The organism is Inhella sp. (assembly GCF_041912635.1).
In the GTDB taxonomy this organism is placed as follows: Bacteria; Pseudomonadota; Gammaproteobacteria; order Burkholderiales; family Burkholderiaceae_C; genus Inhella.
In genome coordinates, this window is sequence record NZ_JAYRMO010000022.1 from 47,999 (window position 1) to 65,683 (window position 17,685).

Consider the following 17,685-nt stretch of genomic DNA (forward strand, 5'->3'; position numbering starts at 1 on the left):
TCAAGCCTCCGCCATGTCGGCGCGCAGCTGCTCCAGCAGTTCGGCCTCTTCGGCCGGGGCGTAGAAGTAGGGGTAGAGGCAGCGCACCTCATCGGCCAGCTCGGGCTTGCCGCCAAAGCGGTCGATCTGGGTGCGCACATGGCCCATGTCCAGACAGAGCAGCACCGAGGGGGCATCCACCGCGGCGTTGTGGCCCACCTCCAGGCGCTTGGCGCCCAGCATGCGACGGTAGAAGGGCGCGTGGCGGGGGTTGACCTCCATGACGATGAGGTCGCCCTCCAGGATGCCGTGCGCATACAAATAAGCCATGTGGAACAGGCCCGACAGTACCGACTTGGACAGGCCCGCGCCCTCCACCGCCAGCTTCGAGAACTCCACCAGCTTGCGGCCCTTGGCGCGCAGGCGCAGCAATTCATCGGGGAAGCTGTAGTCGGCGGCCAGGCCGTTGGGACCATCCAGGCGCACCGAGAGCGTGCCCACCAGGCGGCGGCCGTCGCGGGCCTGCAGCGTGGCCAGGCCGGGCTCCGGGCTACCGGCGGGCGAGACGCGTAGGCCGCGCTGGCCATAGCGGCGACCCACCAGGGTCTGAGTCTGGCGCCAGCCGACCAGATCGCGGATACGGTCGATCATCGGCCGTTGCAGATTGGCACGGCGCTCGGCGCCCAGGCCGGAGGGCACGGCAGGCGCCCAGGTGGACATCAACCAGTGCGCGGCCTTCTTGGCCGGCCCAACCCAACGGCTGTCGACAAAGACGCTGGCAGTCACCGGAGGATCCAAGGGCGCGGACGCCCTGTTGGCACTCACTTCGGGCTTCATCTGCCCCCCTTCCTCACACGACCCGCTTTCACCACAGCTCGATCCCCCAACGCCACAACAACAGCGCAAATGCGAAGAATGCCAGCAGTCCGACCCCGCAAGCCCCGATCAAGGCCGGCCAGAAGTCCCAACGCGGCAAAAGCCACGAAAAGGCAACAAACATCGGTAGCGTGGGCAGCACATACCAAAGCGTGTACTCGGCATGGCGCGCCAGCTTCTGCACCGGCTGCCCCTCCACGTGCATCCACACCAAGGCCAGCACCGTCACCCACGGCAGCGCGCCGATCAGGCCGCCCAGCCGGTCGCTGCGGCGCACGGTCTCGCCAATGGCGACAACCAGCGCCGCGGTGATCGCGTACTTGGTCGCCAGCCAGAGCACGCTCAGGCGCTCCCGCAGCCGCAGCCCGCTTCAGCCTTGGGCGCCTCCTGCACCTCGGCCACCCGCAGGTCCAGGCGCTCCAGCAGCTTGCGGTCGGCTTCGGCCTGCGGGTTGCCGGTGGTCAGCAGCTTCTCGCCGTAGAAGATCGAGTTGGCGCCGGCCATGAAGCACAGGGCCTGCAGGGCCTCGTCCATCTGCTCGCGCCCGGCGCTCAGGCGCACCATGCTGTGCGGCATGGTGATGCGCGCCACCGCAATGGTGCGCACGAACTCGAACGGGTCCAGATCTTCGTTCTTGGCCAGCGGCGTGCCTTCGACCTTGACGAGGTTGTTGATCGGCACCGATTCCGGCGGCGGGTTCAGGTTGGCCAACTGGGCCACCAGGCCGGCGCGCTGGGCGCGGCTCTCGCCCAGGCCGACGATGCCGCCACTGCAGACCTTCATGCCGGTGGCGCGCACGGCGTCCAGGGTGTCCAGCCGATCCTGGTAGGTGCGGGTGGTGATGATCTCGCCATAGAACTCGGGCGCGGTGTCGAGGTTGTGGTTGTAGTAGTCCAGTCCCGCGTCCTTCAGCTGCACGGCCTGCTCGGGCTTGAGCATGCCGGCCGTGACGCAAGTCTCCAGGCCCAAGCCCTTGACCTCGCGCACCATGGCCATCAGCTGCTCCATATGGCGCTCCTTGGGCGCGCGCCAGGCCGCGCCCATGCAGAAGCGCGTGGCGCCCTTGGCCTTGGCAGCCTCGGCCGCCGCCTTCACTTCGGAAAGATCCAGCAGCTTCTCGGCCTCCAGGCCGGTGTCGTAATGAGCCGACTGCGGGCAGTAGGCGCAGTCCTCCTCGCAGCCGCCGGTCTTGATCGACAGCAGGGTCGAGAGCTGTACCTGGTTGGCCGGCTGGTGCTGCTGGTGCACGCTCTGCGCGCGGTGGATCAGCTCCATGAAGGGCAGCGCGAACAGGGCCTCGACCTCGGCGACGCTCCACAAGCCCGGCTCGGCCTTGAGCGGACGGTGCAGGTGGATGGGTTGCACGGGAGCGTTCATCAGGAATCCTTCAACTTCAACAGACGGTCCAGGGCCGCAGCCTCCAGATGGGAGGCCACCGCGCCGGGTGAGGGCTCGGCCAGGCGCGGCACCGCGCCCAGGCAGGGTGCGGGCAGCAAAGCCCGCAGGGTGGCGAGATTTTCGCCGTGTTGCAGCATCTGCCCGTCCACCGTGTTGCCGATCCAGCCGACCAGGGGCAAACCCCGACTGGCAATGGCCTCGGCGGTGAGCAGAGCGTGGTTGATGCAGCCCAGACGCAGGCCCACCACCAGGATCACCGGTGCGGCCAGCTCGCGCGCCAGGTCGGCACTGTCCCAGCCGGCCGCTTCATCCAGGGGCACGCGGAAGCCGCCGACGCCTTCGACGAAGGCGAGGTCAAGCTTGTGCAGCGGCGCGCGCACGGCCTCCAGCACCTCGGCGCGCCGGATCGGCCGGCCTTCCAGGCGCGCGGCCAGGTGCGGGGCGCAGGGCGTGCGCAGTTGGATGGGGCCGACCTCGGCCTCGCTCAGGCCGGCGGCCTGCGCCGCGTGAAGCAGGGCCACGTCCTCGTTGACCCAGCGCCCTTCCCTCAAGTCCTGCCCGGCCGCCACCGGCTTGAGGCCGGCGGCCCGCAGGCCGCGCGCGGCGGCGGCCTGTACCAGGGCGGCAGTGCAGGTGGTCTTGCCGATTTCGGTGTCGGTGCCGGTGATGAAGAAGAGGCTCATGGCTGCAAGGCACGGATGAGGGTGTCGATGTCATCGGACTGGTGGTCCGCGCACAGCGTGATGCGCAGCCGCGCCGTGCCCGCCGCCACGGTCGGCGGGCGGATCGCTGGCACGCGGATGCCGGCCGCGTCCAACCGCCCGGAGAGTGCCAGCGCGGCCGCGTTCGCCCCCACGATCAGCGGCTGGATCGGCGTGTCCGAGCGCGGCAGCGCCCAGCCGCGCGCGGCGGCGAGGGGCGCCAGGCCCTCCACCAGCTGCGCGCGCAGCAGCTCCAGTTGGTCGCGCCGGCGCTCGCCCTCCTCGCCCTCGATCAGTTCGAGCGACTTCAGCAGCGCGTGCGCCAGGGCTGGCGGGCTGGCGGTGGTGAAGATGGTGGGGCGGGCGGTCTGCAGCAGCCACTCGATCAGCGTGGGGTGGGCGGCGATGAAGGCGCCCGCCACGCCGGCCGCCTTGCCCAGGGTGCCCATCCAGACCAGGCGCTCGCTGCGCAGCCCGCAGTGCGCCAGGCTGCCGCGGCCGCGCGGGCCGAGCACGCCAAAGCCATGGGCGTCGTCCACCAGCAGCAGCGCATCGTGCGCCTCGGCCAGCGCCAGCAGCTCGCGCAGCGGGGCCAGGTGGCCGTCCATGCTGAACACGGCATCGCTGACGATCAGCTTGGTGGCCGCCGTCGAGGCACGCAACTGGGCCTCCAGTTCGTCCAGCTCGGTGTAGACGCTCTTCTGTGCCCGCGCCAGGCGCGCGCCATCGATCAGGCTGGCGTGGTTCAGGCGCTCGGAAAAGATCTGCGCGTCCTCGCGGTCGCCCAGGCCGGTCAGCAGCGCCAGATTGGCCATGTAGCCGGTGCACAGGGTGATGGCGCGGGCGTCCGGGATGCAGTCGCGCGCCCAGCGCGCCAGCTCGGCCTCGAGCGCCTCGTGGGCCTCGGAGTGCCCGCTGATCAGGTGCGAGGCGCCGCTGCCCACGCCGTAGCGCTGGGCGCCTTCCTGCAGCGCCTGAATCAGCGCCGGATGGTCGGCCAGGCCCAAGTAGTCGTTGGAGCAGAACAGCAGCTTCTCGACGCCGTCGATGACCTGGCGCGGCGCGGTGGGCGAGCTGGCGATGCGGCGCGTGCGGATCAGGTCCTGCGCGGCGCGCTCGGCCAGGCGCGCCTGGAAGCGCTCAAACAGGGCAGACATCGTCGAGCGTGGCACGTGCGCGCTCGGCCAGCCAGGCGGCGGTCGGGGCGTCGATCAGGTAGGGCGGCATCAGGTAGACGGCACGGCCGATCGGACGGATCAACAGCTCGTGCGTGCGCGCCGCCAGATGGAAGCGTTCGGCAAAGCGCGCGCCGGCCACCGCCTCCTTCACATCGAAGGCCAGCACCAGGCCGGTTTGGCGGCCGTGCTCGATGCGCGCGTCGGCCAGCAGCGGCGCGAACGCCTCGCGCAGAAGCGCCGCCTGGTGGGCCAGCGTCGGCAGCACCGTGTCCATGCGCCGCAGCACCTCGTTCGCGGCGGCACAGGCGATCGCGTTGCCCGTGTAGGAATGCGAATGCAGGAAGCCGCGCGCCACCTCATCCGACAAGAAGACCTCGAACACACGGTCCGTCGTCAGCACCAGGGAGAGGGGCAGGGTGCCGCCGGTGATGCCTTTGCTGAGCAGCAGGAAATCGGGCCAGTTCAGCGGGTCCACCTGCTCCCAGGCGAAGAAGCTGCCGGTGCGGCCGCAACCCACCGCAATCTCGTCGGCGATCAGATGCGCGTCGTACTTGGTGCAGAGCGCCCGCAGCTCGCGCAGCACTTCGGGCCCATGCATGCGCATGCCGCTCGCGCCCTGGATCAGGGGCTCGACGATGACGGCCGCACAGCGGCCCTGCAGCGCGACGAGCTTGGCCTCGATCGCCGCGAGCGCTCCGGCCTCGTGCAGGGCCGGCGCCAGATGCGTGCGGCGCAGCAGCGGCGCGTAGGCATCGCGAAAGATCGCCACGTCGGTGACCGACAGCGCCCCCAGGGTCTCGCCGTGGTAGCCACCGGCCAGGGCGATGAACTCGTTCTTTTCCGGCAGGCCAAGGTTGCGCCAGAAGTGCGCGCTCATCTTCAGCGCGATCTCGGTCGCCGAGGCGCCGTCACTGCCGAAGAAGGTATGGCCAAGCGCGCCGCCCGTGCGCGCGCTCAAACGCTCGGCCAGCTCCACCGCCGGTTCGTGCGTGCAGCCAGCCAGCATCACATGCGGCAAGGTGCGAGCCTGCCGGGCGATGGCAGCGGCCAGGCCGGCATCGGCATGGCCGAACAGATTGACCCACCAGCTGCTGTTCGCATCGAAGTAGCGGCGGCCCTGGTCGTCGAACAGCCAGGGGCCCTCGCCGCGCACGATAGGCAGCGGCGGCACCTGGTCCAGGCGGGCCATTTGCGTGCAGGGGTGCCAGACGGCGGCGCGGCTGCGCGCCGCCAGATTCAGGGAATTGCTCAAAGCCAGGGTGCCGGGGTCTTGGTCAGGAAGCTTTGCACGCCCGCCTTGCCCTCGGCTGACGCGCGGATGTCGGCGATGCGGCGCGCGGTGTCGTCGCGCAGCTTTTCGGTGATGTGGGGCTCGGCGCCAAGGTCGAGCACCAGCTTCTTGCAGGCCTGCACGGCATGCGGGCCATTGGCGCACAGGGCCGCGGTCAGCTCGTTCACCTTGGCATCGAGCGCTTCCAGGTCGGCCACGAGCTCATGCACCAGGCCCAGGCGCTGCGCCGTCGCGGCATCGAAGCGCTCGGCGCTCGTGAACCAGCGGCGCGCCTGGCGCTCGCCCATGGCCTTGACCACATAGGGGCCGATGGTGGCGGGCAGCAGGCCGAGCTTGGCTTCGCTGAGGCAGTAGCCCGCCGCTGCCGTACTGACGACGATGTCGGCACAGGCCACCAAGCCCACGCCGCCGGCGTACACATCCCCTTGCACGCGCGCGATCACGGGCATGGGGCAGCGGTAGATGGTCCACAGCATCTCGGCCAGGCGGCCAGCATCCTGGTGGTTCTCCTCCCAGGAATAGTCGGCCATCGCCCGCATCCAGTTCAGGTCGGCGCCGGCACAGAAGGCCTTGCCTTCGGCGGCGAGCACGATGCAGCGCAGGTCCTTGCGCGCCCCCAGGTCCTCGAAGGCGCGCGTCAGTTCGTGGATGACGGCGTCGTTGAAGGCATTGCGAACCTCGGGGCGGTTCAGGGTGACGCGGGCGACGCGGTCCTGCTCTTCGATCTTCAGGGTGGCGGTCATGCGGCCTCCAGGGGGGTCAGGGGTTTGCTCATCAGCACCGAGGCGTAGGTCTTGCCGCGCCACTGCACGCCGCCGCGTTCCACGTAGCCGCGGTGCAGGTAGCGGCGGCGCAGGGCTTGGGCGGGGATGGCGGTGTCGAGCGCGACCTGGGCGAAGCCCTGGGCCTGCGCCCAGTCCTCGGCGGCGTCCATCAGGCGCTCGGCCAGGCCCTGGCCGCGCAGCTCGGGGTGCACGGCCAGCTGGGACAGGATGGCCGTGCCAGGCTCGGTGTAGAGCGCCGGCGGGGCATCGGCGATATAGGTCTCATCGGCGCGCTTGGGGCCGCGGATGCTGACGGTGCCGACCAGGCGCGCCTCCTGCACGGCCACCAGGGTGAGGCCCTCGGCGATGCGCGAGCGCGTCGTTTCGACACTCTGGTTGGCCGCGGTGAAGTTCCAACCCTGTTCGACCAGGCTGGCATAGGCGGCATGCAGCAGCGCGGTCAGCTGCTGCAGGCAGTCACTGGCTTGCAGCGGGCGGATGGTGACGGGCTTCATCGAGCTTCAGGTGTTGGGTCAGGAAGAGGCGCAGGGCTTCGAAGGATGCGGCCCGCGCGGCCGCATCGCCGCCCTGATGCACGCCCTGCGGGTTCACGCCATTGGGCACATCGGTGCGCAGCCTGACGGGGCGCACGCTGTCAAAGCCATGGAAGGCGCCGGCGTAGCTGATGCGCTGCACCGCGGCCCCTTCGGCCTGCCAGCGCGCAGCCAGCTGCTCGCAGGGGGCGGCGGGGGTCCAGTCGTCGGCCGCACCCAGCTGCAGCAGCACGGGCATGGCCGGCGCACCGGCCTGCAGCTGCTTGCCGCAGCCGGGGTAGTAGAGCGCTGCGGCGGCCAGCGCAGGTGCCTTGGGCTCGCGGCGCGCGTCGATCAGCGTCAGCGCGGTGGTGCCGCCATTGCTCCAGCCCAGCAAGGCGATGCGCGCCGGGTCCACGCCGGGCTGCTGGCGCAGCCAGGCCAGCGCCGCCAGCGCATCGGCGCGGCGTTCGGCCACCGAGACCTTGCGCTCGGCGTATGGCGTGCTGCACTGCGGGCCCAAGCCGCGGCTGCCCCAGCTGTCGGTCAGCAGCAGCTGCACGCCCAGGCCGGCAAGGAACTGGCGGTACGCCGGGTAGCGCGCGTCCAGGGTCTTGCCGTCGCGCTGGTAGAGGCCGCCGCAGCCGTGCAGGGCCAGCACCGCGGGCTGGGGCTGCGGACCTGGCAGCGGGTACCAATGGGCCTGCAGCGCGGGCTCACCGGCGCGGGCGGGAATCTGATGGGGCTCGGCCTGCGTGGCGCCGGCAAGCGCCAGCAAGACGGCCACCTTACATGCGGAAGACACCAAACTTCGTCTCGGGAATCGGGGCGTTGAGCGCCGCGCTCAGGCCCAGCGCCAGCACGCGCCGCGTGTCGGCGGGGTCGATGACGCCGTCATCCCACAGCCGGGCGCTGGCGTAGTACGGGTGGCCCTGCTCCTCGTACTGCTGACGGATCGGGGCCTTGAAGGCCTCCTCCTCGTCGGCGCTCCAGCTGCCGCCCTTGGTCTCGATGCCGTCGCGCTTCACGGTGGCCAGCACCGAGGCCGCCTGCTCGCCGCCCATCACCGAGATGCGCGCGTTCGGCCACATCCACAAGAAGCGCGGTGAGTAAGCGCGGCCGCACATGCCGTAGTTCCCGGCGCCGAAGCTGCCACCGATGATGACGGTGAACTTGGGCACCTGGGCACAGGCCACCGCCGTCACCATCTTGGCGCCGGCGCGGGCGATGCCCTCGTTCTCGTACTTGCGGCCCACCATGAAGCCGGTGATGTTCTGCAGGAACACCAGCGGCACCTTGCGCTGGCAGCACAGCTCGATGAAGTGCGCGCCCTTGTTGGCGCTTTCGGCGAACAGGATGCCGTTGTTGGCCACGATGCCGACGGGCATGCCCTCGATGTGCGCGAAGCCGCACACCAGGGTGGTGCCGTAGCGGGCCTTGAACTCGTCGAACTTCGAGCCATCCACCACGCGGGCGATCACTTCCCTCACGTCGAACGGCTTGCGCGTGTCGGTCGGGATCACGCCATGCAGCTCGGCCGGGTCGTAGGCTGGCGCTTCGGGGGCCTGCAGCTTCAGGCTGTGCGCCTTGCTCCAGTTCAGGCTGCCCACCACCTGGCGGGCCAGGGCCAGGGCGTGGGTGTCGTTCTCGGCCAGGTGGTCGGCCACGCCGGAAAGGCGCGTGTGCACGTCGCCACCGCCCAAGTCCTCGGCGCTCACCACCTCGCCGGTGGCGGCCTTCACCAGCGGCGGGCCGCCCAGGAAGATGGTGCCCTGGTTCTTGACGATGATGGTCTCGTCGCTCATCGCCGGCACATAGGCGCCACCGGCCGTGCAACTGCCCATCACCACGGCGATCTGCGGCACGCCCTGGGCCGAGAGATTGGCCTGGTTGTAGAAGATACGGCCGAAGTGGTCGCGGTCCGGGAAGACCTCGTCCTGGTTCGGCAGGTTGGCGCCGCCGCTGTCCACCAGGTAGATGCAGGGCAGGTGGTTCTGCTCGGCGATTTCCTGCGCGCGCAGATGCTTCTTGACGGTGAGCGGGTAGTAGGTGCCGCCCTTCACGGTGGCGTCGTTGCACACGATCATGCATTCGACCCCGGCGACGCGGCCGATGCCGGTGATGACGCCCGCGCAGGGCGCGCTGTCGCTGCCGTCCTTTTCCTTGTAGACGTTCAGCGCGGCCAGCGGGGCCACTTCCAGGAAGGGCGTGTCGGGGTCCAGCAGCATCGCCACGCGGTCGCGCGGCAGCAGCTTGCCGCGTGCCACATGCTTAGCGCGCGCCGCCTCACCGCCGCCTTCGGCGATGCGGGCCAGCTTAGCCTGCAGGTCCTCGATCAAGGCGCGCATGGCGCTGGCGCTGTGCTGAAACTCGGCGGAACGGGGATTGAGCTTGCTCTGGAGCTGGGCCATGGGGTTCTTCCTTGGAGGGCCGGCATTCTCGCCCGACCGAGCGGTCGGGCCTTGCCGACGGGTGGTCGCAGGGCTAGGCTCGACCCATGACCCGCTCCGGCTCCGCTCTCTTCGACGCCTTGCAGCGGCTGGGATTCAAGCGCTGGTACGAGCGGCAGCTGCTGGCCGGCCATGCGCATTTGGTGCTGGCCCTGCTCAGCCTGCTGGCCCTGCTGGGCAGCTTTGAGGCCATGGGCCTGGCGCAGGGCGGACGCGCCTGGAACTGGGCCGGCGTGCTGGCCAGTGCCTCGGTCGGGTTTTGGGCGCTGCGCCGTTATGGCGTGCTGCTGGGTCAGGCCGAATCGGTCTCGCTGCAAGCCACCTGCCCGCACTGCGGCACGTATGGACGCCTGCAGTGCCTGTGTGCGCGCCCGGACGGCGCGGAAGTCAGCTGCCGCGCCTGCTCCGGCGCCTGGGTGATCCAGGACTGATCACGCCGGCGGGTAGCCGGCCTCGCGCAGCGCCGCGGCCAGCTGTTCGGCGCTGAGTGCAGCCGGCGCCTGCACCCGCACGGCCTTGGTGGCCGGGTCGGCCTGCACCTGCACCATGGGGTGCAGGGCCTGCAGGGCTCGCGTCACGGCCGCTACGCAATGGCCGCAGGAAAGGTCAGGGAGCTGGAAGTGGTGGGCGTTCATGTCGCCATTGTTCCGCGCTTGCGCCGCGGTGGCGCTGCCTACACTGCCCCGCCATGTCTGCCCTGCCCTCCGTCGATCTGGCCCTGCCCATCAGCGGCATGCATTGCGCCGCCTGCGTGGCGCGCGTGGAAAAGACCCTGGCCGGCGTGCCCGGCGTGCGCAAGGCCGAGGTGCTGCTGACCGAGAACCGCGCGCAGCTGCAGTTGGAGCCCGGCTGGAGCGCTGTGGCATTGATGGCCGCCGTGCGCAAGGCCGGCTACGACGTGCCACTCACACAGGCCACCCTGCACCTGCAAGGCCTGCACGACGCCGCCGATGCGCTGCGCGCCCACGAGGCCCTGGCGCGCGTGCCCGGCGTGGTGCTGGTGCAGGTCAATCTGGGCGCGGCCAGCGTGGCCTTGCAAGCCCTGCCCAGCACGCAGCCCGCCGCGCTGCTGCAGGCGGCCCGTGCGGCCGGCTTCGCCGCGGCCTTGCAGACCCAAAGCGACCCCAGCGGCATCCTGGCGGCCGAGCAAGCCGCGCTGCGCCGCGACCTGCTGCTCGCCTGGACCCTGACCCTGCCCCTGCTGGCGCCCATGCTCGCCATGCCCTTCGGCCTGCATCTGATGCTGCCGGGCGCGGTGCAGGCCCTGTTGGCCGCCGCCGTGCAATTCGGCCCGGGGCGGCGCTTCTACAAGGCCGCCTGGGCCGGACTGCGCGCGCACAGCCCCGGCATGGACCTGCTGATTGCCCTGGGCTCCAGTGCCGCCCTGGGCCTGAGCCTGTGGCTGCTGTGGCGTGGCGCCGGGCCGATGGAGCTGTTCTTCGAGTCGGGCGCCTCCATCCTCAGCTTCGTACTGCTGGGACGTTGGCTGGAAGCGCGCGCCAAGCGCGCCACCGGCAGCGCGCTGCGTGGGCTGCAGGAGCTCGCGCCGGTCCAGGTCGAGCTCTGGCGCGACGGCGCCTGGCGCCTCGAGGCGCTGGCCGAGCTCAAGCCCGGCGACCGCGTGCGGGTGCGCCCCGGTGCCCGTATCCCCTGCGACGGCCGTCTGAGCGAAGGCCGCACCCATGTGGACGAAGCGCACCTGAGCGGCGAACCCCTGCCCCTGGCCAAGCAACCCGGCGACATCCTGCGCGCCGGTGCGCTGAACCTGGACGGCGTGATCGAGCTGCGCGCTACCCAGACCGCCGCCGCCTCCAGCCTCGCGCAACTGGTGCGCCTGGTCGAATCGGCCCAGGCCAGCAAGGCGCCCATCCAGCGCCTGGCCGACCGCGTGGCCGCGCGCTTCGTGCCGGCCGTGCTACTGCTGGCGCTGGGCACGCTGCTGGTGTGGACGCTGACCGGACGCTGGGGCCAGGGCCTGGTGGCCGCGGTCTCGGTGTTGGTGGTGGCCTGCCCCTGTGCGCTCGGCCTGGCCACGCCCACCGCCGTGGTGGTGGGGATCGGCCGCGCCGCGCGGCGCGGGCTGCTGGTGCGTGACGCCGCCGCGCTGGAGCAGCTGGCCACGATCGACCGCATCGTGTTCGACAAGACCGGCACCCTGACGCGAGGCCAGCCCGAGCTGGTGGGCATCGAACCGCTGGCCGACAGCAACCGCCTGCAGGTGCAGGCCCTGGCGGCCGCCCTGGCCCAGGGCAGCGAGCACCCGCTGGCCAAGGCCCTGGTGCAGGCGCAGGGTGAGCTGCCCACGCCGGTCGCCACCGAGGTGCGCAGCCTGGCCGGCTTGGGCCTCACGGGGCGCCTGGGCGAGCTGCAGCTGCATCTGGGCTCCAGCCGCTACATGGCCGAATTGGGCCTGGCCACCGGCGCCTGGGAAGCGAGCGCCCAGCAGCAGGCGGCGCGCGGCCACAGCATCAGCTGGTTGGCCGGCGGCCAGCCCGCCGCCCAACTGCTGGGCCTGCTGAGCTTTGGCGACCGCCCGCGGGCAGAAGCGGCCGCCGCCCTGCAGGCGCTGCGTGAGCAGGGCCTGCGCTGCAGTCTGCTGTCCGGCGACCGCCCCGAGGCCGCGCTGGCTGTGGCCCAGCAACTCGGCTTCCAGAACGAGGACGATGTGCACGGGGGCCTGCTGCCGCAGGACAAGCTGGGCGCCATCCACGCCTGGAAGGCGCGCGGCGAACGCGTGGCCATGGTGGGCGACGGCATCAACGATGCGCCGGCGCTGGCCGCCGCCGATGTCGGCATCGCCATGGGGGCGGGCGGGCGCGGCACCGAAGTAGCCGCGCAAGCTGCCACTTTGACCCTGTTGCACGACGACCTGCGACGCATCCCCGAAGGCTTGCGCCTGGCGCGGCGCACCCTCCGGGCCATCCGTCAAAACCTGGTGTGGGCCTTTGGCTTCAATGCCCTGATGCTGCCGCTGGCCATGGCCGGGCAGCTGCACCCCATGGGCGCCAGCGCCGCCATGGCGGCCAGCAGCCTCATGGTGCTTGGCAACGCGCTGCGGCTGCGGCGCGCCTGAGGTCGCTTATTCGGTCGGAGCGCGGAACATCAGCTCCACATCCACGACCCGACGCTCGGGCAGCGGGCCGAAGCGCCATTGCTGCACGGCGCGCGCGGCAGCCAGACCCAAGCGGCGGTTTCCACCTTCACGCGGCTCGGCCTTGCTGACCACCCCGTTGGGTTCGACCGTGAAGCGCACCGGCACCACATGGTCACGTCCACCGATGGCCTCGAGCACCTGCCGCGTCATTTCGGGCGCGACGTACTGCTCCAGCTTCAGCGGGACCTCTTCGGCCTCAACCTCGGGCTCGGGATCCGGCGTGGCCGTGGGCGGCACGCTGGCCGCTGGCGGCAGGGTGTTGACGGGTGCGGCCACCGGCTGAGTGCTGGTTTGCGGCGGCGGTGCGGCCGGCTCCAGGCTGCGGGTGATGACGGGCTCAGACGCGGCGGCCGGTGCATTGGGGCTGGAACCGGAGGAGGCGGTGGCCACCTGGCTGCCGCCCGAACTGGGGCGCGGCGCCGGCGCCGCGGTCGGCTTGGCGGCTGTGGGAGCGGGTTTGGCCGGCGCCGCAGCAGCGGCCGGCTTGACGGTGTGGAACTTGATGAAGCTGAAGACTTTCTCAGCGTCGCGCTTGGCACGCTCGGAATCGCTGATCTTGCCGTCCGACTGCGCCCAGGCGCCGCCAGCCAAGGCCGCAGCCACCATCACACACAGCCCACGCTTCATACCACCCCACGCCATCCCAAACTCCTCAGACTGAAGGAAGCCGCGACGATAGAGGCGCCTCCCCGGGGCGACAAGACGAATACTGCACGCCTTCGCCCCCCATCCCCTGTTCACGGCAATGCGTCACGCTCAATCGAGCTTGAACACGATGTCGACCTCGGCCTCACGCGCCGCATTCAGCGGAGCAAAGCGCCATTGCTGCACGGCCCGGGCCGCAGCCTGCGCCAGACGGCGCGGCGCGCCCTCGCGCGGCACCGCGCTGACGACCTTGCCATCCGTACCCACCTCGAACCGCACCGTGACCTTGCCGCCTGTCACCGTGTTGACGTTGTTGGCACGCGGCAGTTCGGGCTCGACATACTCAAGCAATTGCAGCGCCACTTCCTCTTCGGGCTCGGGCTCGGCCGGCGGCGGCGGCGTCACCGAGGGCGCTGGCTGGCTGGGCGCCGTCACCAGGGCCGCGGCGGGCAACACGGCGGCCCCGGCTCCCTGGACAGGGGCAGCCTGGGAGCTGGGCTCACTCTGGCCGATCGGGCTCGCAACCGTGGCGGACTGGGTCACCGTCGCCGCGGGTGCTGCCGCTTGGTTGGCCGGTGCGCCTAGCCCCTGGGCCGGCGCCGGCTCGGCCGCGCGTGCCGCGTCCAGCGAGGCCACCTGGGCATCGCTGGCCCGTCGTGCCACGGGCGCCGCCGCCACCGCCGCACGAGTCTCCGCGGGCTTGTCGGCGGGCTTCTCGGCCGGCTTGTCAGCCGGTTTGGCCGCACGCACGGCGTGGAACTTGATGAAGTTGAAGACCTTGCCAGCGTCGCGCTTGGCCCGCTCCTGGTCGCTGAGACCGGCGTCGCCGCTCTGCGCCAGGACGCCCAGGCTCAACGAAAGGAGCGACACCAGCGTGGTCGCCCGAATGGATGTGCGCAGGAACATGGGGGAAATCTCCTCAACGGCCAGCCAGTGGGCGTGAAAGCCCGCCACTCCGGTCATGGGAGGCGCAGTGTACGGATCGACACCTTTTGTCATGCTGGGGTAATCCCGGCACATTCCTGGGGGCTCGCCTCTATGAGAAAGAGCTCACGCGCAGGCCGCGGAATTTGTAACTGCGTTACAGATTCGGCGTCGGCTATCGTGCCCGATCGGTAACAAATGCACCCTGTATGGCCAACGCCCAAGAAGCCGCGCTGGACTTTCCGTTTGGCGACACCCTGCCCGAACCGGGCCGCACGGTCGAGATCCTGCCCGGCCTGCTGTGGCTGCGCATGCGCCTGCCCTTCGCGCTGGACCACATCAACCTGTGGCTGTTGCGCGACGACGATCCGGCCCAGGGCCCGGGCTGGGCGATCGTGGACTGCGGCATTGCCGACGAGGCCACCCGCAGCGCCTGGCTGCAGGTGCTGGAGCAGGCCCCGCTGGCCGGCACACCGGTGCGGCGCGTCATCGTCACCCACTTCCATCCGGACCACATGGGCAACGCCGCCTGGCTGTGCGAGCGCCTGGGCGCTCGCCTGTGGATGAGCGCCACCGATTACCAGGTCGCTCGACTGGCCAGCGGCTCCACCGTCGGGATGGGCGGCAGCGCCGCGGCCGACTTCTTTGCCAGCCATGGCCTGGTGGACGAGGAAGCCCAGGTCAAGATCCGCGCCCGCGCCAGTTACTACCCCAGCATGGTGCCGGCCGTGCCAATGGCCTACCGGCGCCTGCTGGACGGCGAGTGGCTGCAGATCGGCGCCGGGCGCTGGCAGGCGCGCGCCGGCCAAGGCCATTCGCCCGAGCACCTGTGCTTCAGCGCGCCCGCGCAGGGTCTTCTGATCGCCGGCGACATGGTGCTGCCGCGTATCTCCACCAATGTTTCGGTGGTGGATGTCGAGCCCGAGGCCGACCCGCTCAAGCTCTACCTGGACTCCCTGGCCCGCCTGGCTGATTTGCCCGACTCGACCCTGGTGCTGCCCGCGCATGGCCGTCCGTTCCGCGGACTGCAACGCCGCATTGGGCAGTTGCAGGAACACCATCGCGAACGCCTGGCCGATCTGCGCGCCGCGCTGGCGCAGGGCCCGCACAGTGCCGCCGAGGTGCTGCCCGTGCTGTTCCCGCGCAAGCTCGACTTGCACCAGACCACCTTCGCGATGGGCGAGGCGATTGCCCACCTGAACCATCTTTGGCTGCAGGGTGAAGCTCGGCGCACGCTGGGCGCGGACGGCATCTGGCGCTTCAGCGCGCTCTGAAAGCGAATCCGCCGCCGACCTTTGCAGGTGCGGCGGCGGTTCGTCTTCTCTCCCTGTGGGATCGCCTGGATGACAGCGATGGCGCGCAGTGTGTTGCCTTGCTACTGACCCGGCCAGCCCCCCAAAAGGGGGAAGCCGAAAGAAGGAGGCGATTTCCCCAATGAAGACAGAGACTTAACATCAAGATACAAGTCGCTCTCCTCAATCAGGAGGAGCCGACCGCGCCACGGTGACCGCTTTACAGCGGCGGCAACTGGGCGCGCTTGAGTTCGGCGCGCGGGCTTTCGAAGCCGGGCAGCAGTTCGGCCACCAAGTTCCAGAAGCGCGGGCTGTGGTTCATCTCGCGCAGATGCGCCACCTCGTGGGCAATGACGTAGTCAATCACCGCCGGGCTGAAATGGATCAGCCGCCAGTTCAGGCTGATGACGCCGCGGCTGTTCGCGCTGCCCCAGCGCCCCTGGGCGCTGGACAGGCGCAGCTTCTCCACGCGCACCTGAAGCAGCTCGGCGAAATGCGCCAGCCGCGGCTCGAAATGGCTGCGCGCGCGCTGCTGCAGCCAGGCCTGCACGGCATCGCGCCACTGGGATTCCTGCGCCAGCGGCGGCAGGCGCAGCCACAGCTCGGGGTGCTCGCCGGGCAGCGCCGCCTCCTGCCAGCTCGCCACGGCGGCACGGCGTGGGGCCGGCTCATCGCTCGCACGCAGGCGCAGCTGGCCGCCCAGAAAGGGCAGCAGCTCGCCATCGCGCCATTGCACGCGCAGGGCCTCCAACTGCTCGACGCGGCGCTCGCATTCCTGCCACTTGCGCAGGATCCACTCGCTGCGCTCGCGCAGCACGCCCTCGATCTCGGCCACCGTGACCCAGCGCGGCGCCCGCACGCGCAGGCCCTCGGGGCCGATGGAAAAGCCGATCGAGCGACGGCGGCAGCGCGTCAGCGTGTAGGGCAGGCGGCGGGCACCCAGGTCCACGTGCGGCCCGCCCTGGCGCGGCTGCGCGGCCGGGGCCAGCAGGGGCTCGCGCCGCGGGGCGCTGTCGAACAAGGCAAGCTGGTTGGGCGCGTCGTCGCTCATGCGCTCTTCAGGGTTGCGGCGCGGGGGCCGCCTGCGGAGCAGGCGCCGCCGGGCGGTAGGCCGCAGGGTCCAGGCGCCGCATCTCGGCCTCGATCCATTGCTTGACCTCGACCATCAGGCTGTCCGGCGTGTGGCCCTGCGGCGCGAGCACCGGGCCCACCGAGAGCTCGTACTCGCCCGGGCTGATCAGGAGGCTTCGCGGCGGCCAGACCTTGGCGGTGGCACAGGCCACGGGCTGCACGGCCAGGCCGGTGTCGCAGGCCAGGCGGGTGCCGCCGGTCTTGTACTGGCCGGTCTCGCCGCGCGGGATGCGCGTGCCCTCGGGAAACATGATGACCCAGGTGCCCTGCGCCGCCAGGCGCCGGCCCTGCGCCGCCACCTTGTTGAAGGCCTCGGCACGGCGGCTGCGGTCGATGTGCACCATGTCCATGCGCCCCAGGGCCCAGCCGAAGAAGGGGATGTAGAGCAGCTCCTTCTTGAACACGAAAGCCAGCGGGTGCGGCATGTAGGCGAACAGGGCCAGGGTCTCGAGCGCGCTCTGGTGCTTGGCCAGCAGGATGACGGCGTCCTTCTTGCCCTGGGGCAGGCGCTCGAAACCCAGCCGGCGCACGCGCGCTCCCGCGAAATGGTGCAGGCCCCACAGCAGCACACGCCCCCAGGCCGAGCAGAACCAGTACAGGCGTGTGGGCGAGACAAAGGGCGAGATCAGCACCGCTGCCGTGGCCCAGGGCACGATGGTCAGCACCCCCCAGGCGAAGAACAAGGCGGAGCGCAGCGCCATCAGCGCCGTCATCAAAGGGTGGCTCACAGCGCGCCGGCCTCGGTGTCTTGTTCGAGCTTCTCGCCCCGAGCCGCGCGTTCGCGCCGCTCGAACTGGATCAGCCAATCGGTGAAGGCGGCCAGGTCCTGGTGCACCTGGGCGCCCGGCACCTGATCCAGCATTTCGGCAATCCGTTCTTCCGGTACGCCGGAGAGACGATCACCGCGCAGCAGATGGGGCACGCAGCCCGCCGCCGCCGCCGTCTGCAGGTCGCGCAGCGAGGCACCGACCATGTGCACGGTCGAGAGGTCAGCCCCGAAACGGTCGCCAACCTGCTCGATCAGGCCGGGCAGGGGCTTGCGGCAGCTGCAGCCCTCATCGGGCGTATGCGGGCAGAAGAAAGCGGCGTCCAGGCGCCCACCCACCGCCTGCAACAGCTCGTTGAGGCGCAGGTGCACGGCATTCAAGGCCCCCATGTCCAGCAGGCCGCGGCCGATGCCGGGCTGGTTGGTCGCCAGCACGGTGTGCCAGCCATGGTGGTTGAGCCGCGCCACCGCCTCCAGCGCGCCCGGCAACGGGCGCAGCTCCTCGGGCGACTTGACGTGGTCGTCGCGGTACTGGTTCAGCGTGCCGTCGCGGCCGAGGATCACCAGCTTCATCGGGTGATGGGCGTGGTGGTGGGAATGCAT

General features: G+C 70.6%; 19 protein-coding genes. 3 read left to right on the top strand and 16 right to left on the bottom strand.

Annotated elements, in window-relative coordinates; translation table 11 throughout:
- The 10 genes from ACE3QP_RS13785 to ACE3QP_RS13830 all read right to left on the bottom strand — a co-directional run bounded on the left by ACE3QP_RS13785 (window position 1) and on the right by ACE3QP_RS13830 (window position 9,131).
- The gene (locus ACE3QP_RS13785) at window positions 1-765 is read right to left on the bottom strand and encodes a hypothetical protein (protein WP_374436919.1); all 765 of its coding nucleotides are present in this window, start codon (window positions 763-765) and stop codon (window positions 1-3) included.
- Window positions 766-844: 79 nt separating this feature from the next.
- Window positions 845-1,195: a DUF3147 family protein gene (locus tag ACE3QP_RS13790; RefSeq protein ID WP_374436920.1), complete on the bottom strand. Its 351-nt coding sequence runs from the start codon at window positions 1,193-1,195 to the stop codon at window positions 845-847.
- 2 nt (window positions 1,196-1,197) lie between these two features.
- On the bottom strand, window positions 1,198-2,232 hold the full coding sequence (gene bioB, locus ACE3QP_RS13795; RefSeq protein ID WP_374436922.1) for a biotin synthase BioB: 1,035 nt from the start codon (window positions 2,230-2,232) through the stop codon (window positions 1,198-1,200).
- Window positions 2,232-2,936 (bottom strand): dethiobiotin synthase, encoded by a 705-nt coding sequence (bioD, locus tag ACE3QP_RS13800; RefSeq protein ID WP_374436924.1) that lies wholly within the window; start codon window positions 2,934-2,936, stop codon window positions 2,232-2,234. Before bioD ends, bioB begins: the two co-directional genes overlap by 1 nt.
- Window positions 2,933-4,111 (bottom strand): aminotransferase class I/II-fold pyridoxal phosphate-dependent enzyme, encoded by a 1,179-nt coding sequence (locus ACE3QP_RS13805; protein ID WP_374436926.1) that lies wholly within the window; start codon window positions 4,109-4,111, stop codon window positions 2,933-2,935. Before ACE3QP_RS13805 ends, bioD begins: the two co-directional genes overlap by 4 nt.
- On the bottom strand, window positions 4,095-5,390 hold the full coding sequence (gene bioA, locus ACE3QP_RS13810) for an adenosylmethionine--8-amino-7-oxononanoate transaminase (protein WP_374436982.1): 1,296 nt from the start codon (window positions 5,388-5,390) through the stop codon (window positions 4,095-4,097). Before bioA ends, ACE3QP_RS13805 begins: the two co-directional genes overlap by 17 nt.
- Entirely contained in the window at window positions 5,381-6,166 is a 786-nt protein-coding gene (locus tag ACE3QP_RS13815) for an enoyl-CoA hydratase/isomerase family protein (protein ID WP_374436927.1), read from the bottom strand. The genes bioA and ACE3QP_RS13815 overlap by 10 nt, the downstream gene beginning before the upstream one ends.
- Complete coding sequence (locus ACE3QP_RS13820; RefSeq protein WP_374436928.1) at window positions 6,163-6,702, bottom strand: GNAT family N-acetyltransferase; 540 nt, start codon at window positions 6,700-6,702, stop codon at window positions 6,163-6,165. The genes ACE3QP_RS13815 and ACE3QP_RS13820 overlap by 4 nt, the downstream gene beginning before the upstream one ends.
- Window positions 6,665-7,498 (bottom strand): dienelactone hydrolase family protein, encoded by an 834-nt coding sequence (locus ACE3QP_RS13825; RefSeq protein ID WP_374436929.1) that lies wholly within the window; start codon window positions 7,496-7,498, stop codon window positions 6,665-6,667. The genes ACE3QP_RS13820 and ACE3QP_RS13825 overlap by 38 nt, the downstream gene beginning before the upstream one ends.
- A gap of 10 nt (window positions 7,499-7,508) precedes the next feature.
- A complete protein-coding gene (locus ACE3QP_RS13830; RefSeq protein WP_374436931.1) occupies window positions 7,509-9,131 on the bottom strand; it encodes a carboxyl transferase domain-containing protein in 1,623 nt (540 codons plus the stop codon).
- Window positions 9,132-9,217: 86 nt separating this feature from the next.
- Here ACE3QP_RS13830 and ACE3QP_RS13835 point away from each other — a divergent pair, with 86 nt between their 5' ends.
- A complete protein-coding gene (locus ACE3QP_RS13835) occupies window positions 9,218-9,601 on the top strand; it encodes a hypothetical protein (protein ID WP_374436932.1) in 384 nt (127 codons plus the stop codon).
- Here ACE3QP_RS13835 and ACE3QP_RS13840 read toward each other — a convergent pair whose 3' ends face one another.
- Window positions 9,602-9,805 (bottom strand): heavy-metal-associated domain-containing protein, encoded by a 204-nt coding sequence (locus tag ACE3QP_RS13840; protein WP_374436934.1) that lies wholly within the window; start codon window positions 9,803-9,805, stop codon window positions 9,602-9,604.
- Between the two features lie 53 nt (window positions 9,806-9,858).
- Here ACE3QP_RS13840 and ACE3QP_RS13845 point away from each other — a divergent pair, with 53 nt between their 5' ends.
- Entirely contained in the window at window positions 9,859-12,243 is a 2,385-nt protein-coding gene (locus ACE3QP_RS13845; protein ID WP_374436935.1) for a heavy metal translocating P-type ATPase, read from the top strand.
- Window positions 12,244-12,249: 6 nt separating this feature from the next.
- On the opposite strand, the gene ACE3QP_RS13850 is transcribed toward ACE3QP_RS13845, so the two are convergent.
- The gene (locus ACE3QP_RS13850; RefSeq protein WP_374436937.1) at window positions 12,250-12,951 is read right to left on the bottom strand and encodes a hypothetical protein; all 702 of its coding nucleotides are present in this window, start codon (window positions 12,949-12,951) and stop codon (window positions 12,250-12,252) included.
- A gap of 129 nt (window positions 12,952-13,080) precedes the next feature.
- On the bottom strand, window positions 13,081-13,932 hold the full coding sequence (locus tag ACE3QP_RS13855; RefSeq protein ID WP_374436939.1) for a TonB family protein: 852 nt from the start codon (window positions 13,930-13,932) through the stop codon (window positions 13,081-13,083).
- Window positions 13,933-14,102: 170 nt separating this feature from the next.
- Between ACE3QP_RS13855 and ACE3QP_RS13860 the strand changes: the two genes are divergently transcribed.
- On the top strand, window positions 14,103-15,167 hold the full coding sequence (locus tag ACE3QP_RS13860) for an MBL fold metallo-hydrolase (RefSeq protein ID WP_374436941.1): 1,065 nt from the start codon (window positions 14,103-14,105) through the stop codon (window positions 15,165-15,167).
- Between the two features lie 238 nt (window positions 15,168-15,405).
- Here ACE3QP_RS13860 and ACE3QP_RS13865 read toward each other — a convergent pair whose 3' ends face one another.
- Genes ACE3QP_RS13865 through gmhB form a run of 3 tightly spaced genes read right to left on the bottom strand, consistent with a single transcriptional unit; the run spans window position 15,406 to window position 17,685 of the window.
- Complete coding sequence (locus ACE3QP_RS13865; RefSeq protein WP_374436943.1) at window positions 15,406-16,236, bottom strand: M48 family metallopeptidase; 831 nt, start codon at window positions 16,234-16,236, stop codon at window positions 15,406-15,408.
- A 7-nt stretch (window positions 16,237-16,243) separates the two neighbouring features.
- A complete protein-coding gene (locus ACE3QP_RS13870) occupies window positions 16,244-17,044 on the bottom strand; it encodes a lysophospholipid acyltransferase family protein (RefSeq protein WP_374436945.1) in 801 nt (266 codons plus the stop codon).
- Window positions 17,041-17,685: a D-glycero-beta-D-manno-heptose 1,7-bisphosphate 7-phosphatase gene (gene gmhB, locus ACE3QP_RS13875; protein WP_374436947.1), complete on the bottom strand. Its 645-nt coding sequence runs from the start codon at window positions 17,683-17,685 to the stop codon at window positions 17,041-17,043. Before gmhB ends, ACE3QP_RS13870 begins: the two co-directional genes overlap by 4 nt.

Coding starts and splice junctions, on each gene's coding strand:
- bioB (WP_374436922.1), bottom strand. CDS start 2,232: ATGAACGCTCCCGTGCAACCCATCCACCTGCACCGTCCGCTCAAGGCC.
- bioD (WP_374436924.1), bottom strand. CDS start 2,936: ATGAGCCTCTTCTTCATCACCGGCACCGACACCGAAATCGGCAAGACC.
- ACE3QP_RS13805 (WP_374436926.1), bottom strand. CDS start 4,111: ATGTCTGCCCTGTTTGAGCGCTTCCAGGCGCGCCTGGCCGAGCGCGCC.
- ACE3QP_RS13815 (WP_374436927.1), bottom strand. CDS start 6,166: ATGACCGCCACCCTGAAGATCGAAGAGCAGGACCGCGTCGCCCGCGTC.
- ACE3QP_RS13820 (WP_374436928.1), bottom strand. CDS start 6,702: ATGAAGCCCGTCACCATCCGCCCGCTGCAAGCCAGTGACTGCCTGCAG.
- ACE3QP_RS13830 (WP_374436931.1), bottom strand. CDS start 9,131: ATGGCCCAGCTCCAGAGCAAGCTCAATCCCCGTTCCGCCGAGTTTCAG.
- ACE3QP_RS13835 (WP_374436932.1), top strand. CDS start 9,218: ATGACCCGCTCCGGCTCCGCTCTCTTCGACGCCTTGCAGCGGCTGGGA.
- ACE3QP_RS13840 (WP_374436934.1), bottom strand. CDS start 9,805: ATGAACGCCCACCACTTCCAGCTCCCTGACCTTTCCTGCGGCCATTGC.
- ACE3QP_RS13845 (WP_374436935.1), top strand. CDS start 9,859: ATGTCTGCCCTGCCCTCCGTCGATCTGGCCCTGCCCATCAGCGGCATG.
- ACE3QP_RS13850 (WP_374436937.1), bottom strand. CDS start 12,951: ATGAAGCGTGGGCTGTGTGTGATGGTGGCTGCGGCCTTGGCTGGCGGC.
- ACE3QP_RS13855 (WP_374436939.1), bottom strand. CDS start 13,932: ATGACCGGAGTGGCGGGCTTTCACGCCCACTGGCTGGCCGTTGAGGAG.
- ACE3QP_RS13860 (WP_374436941.1), top strand. CDS start 14,103: ATGGCCAACGCCCAAGAAGCCGCGCTGGACTTTCCGTTTGGCGACACC.
- ACE3QP_RS13865 (WP_374436943.1), bottom strand. CDS start 16,236: ATGAGCGACGACGCGCCCAACCAGCTTGCCTTGTTCGACAGCGCCCCG.
- gmhB (WP_374436947.1), bottom strand. CDS start 17,685: ATGCATTCCCACCACCACGCCCATCACCCGATGAAGCTGGTGATCCTC.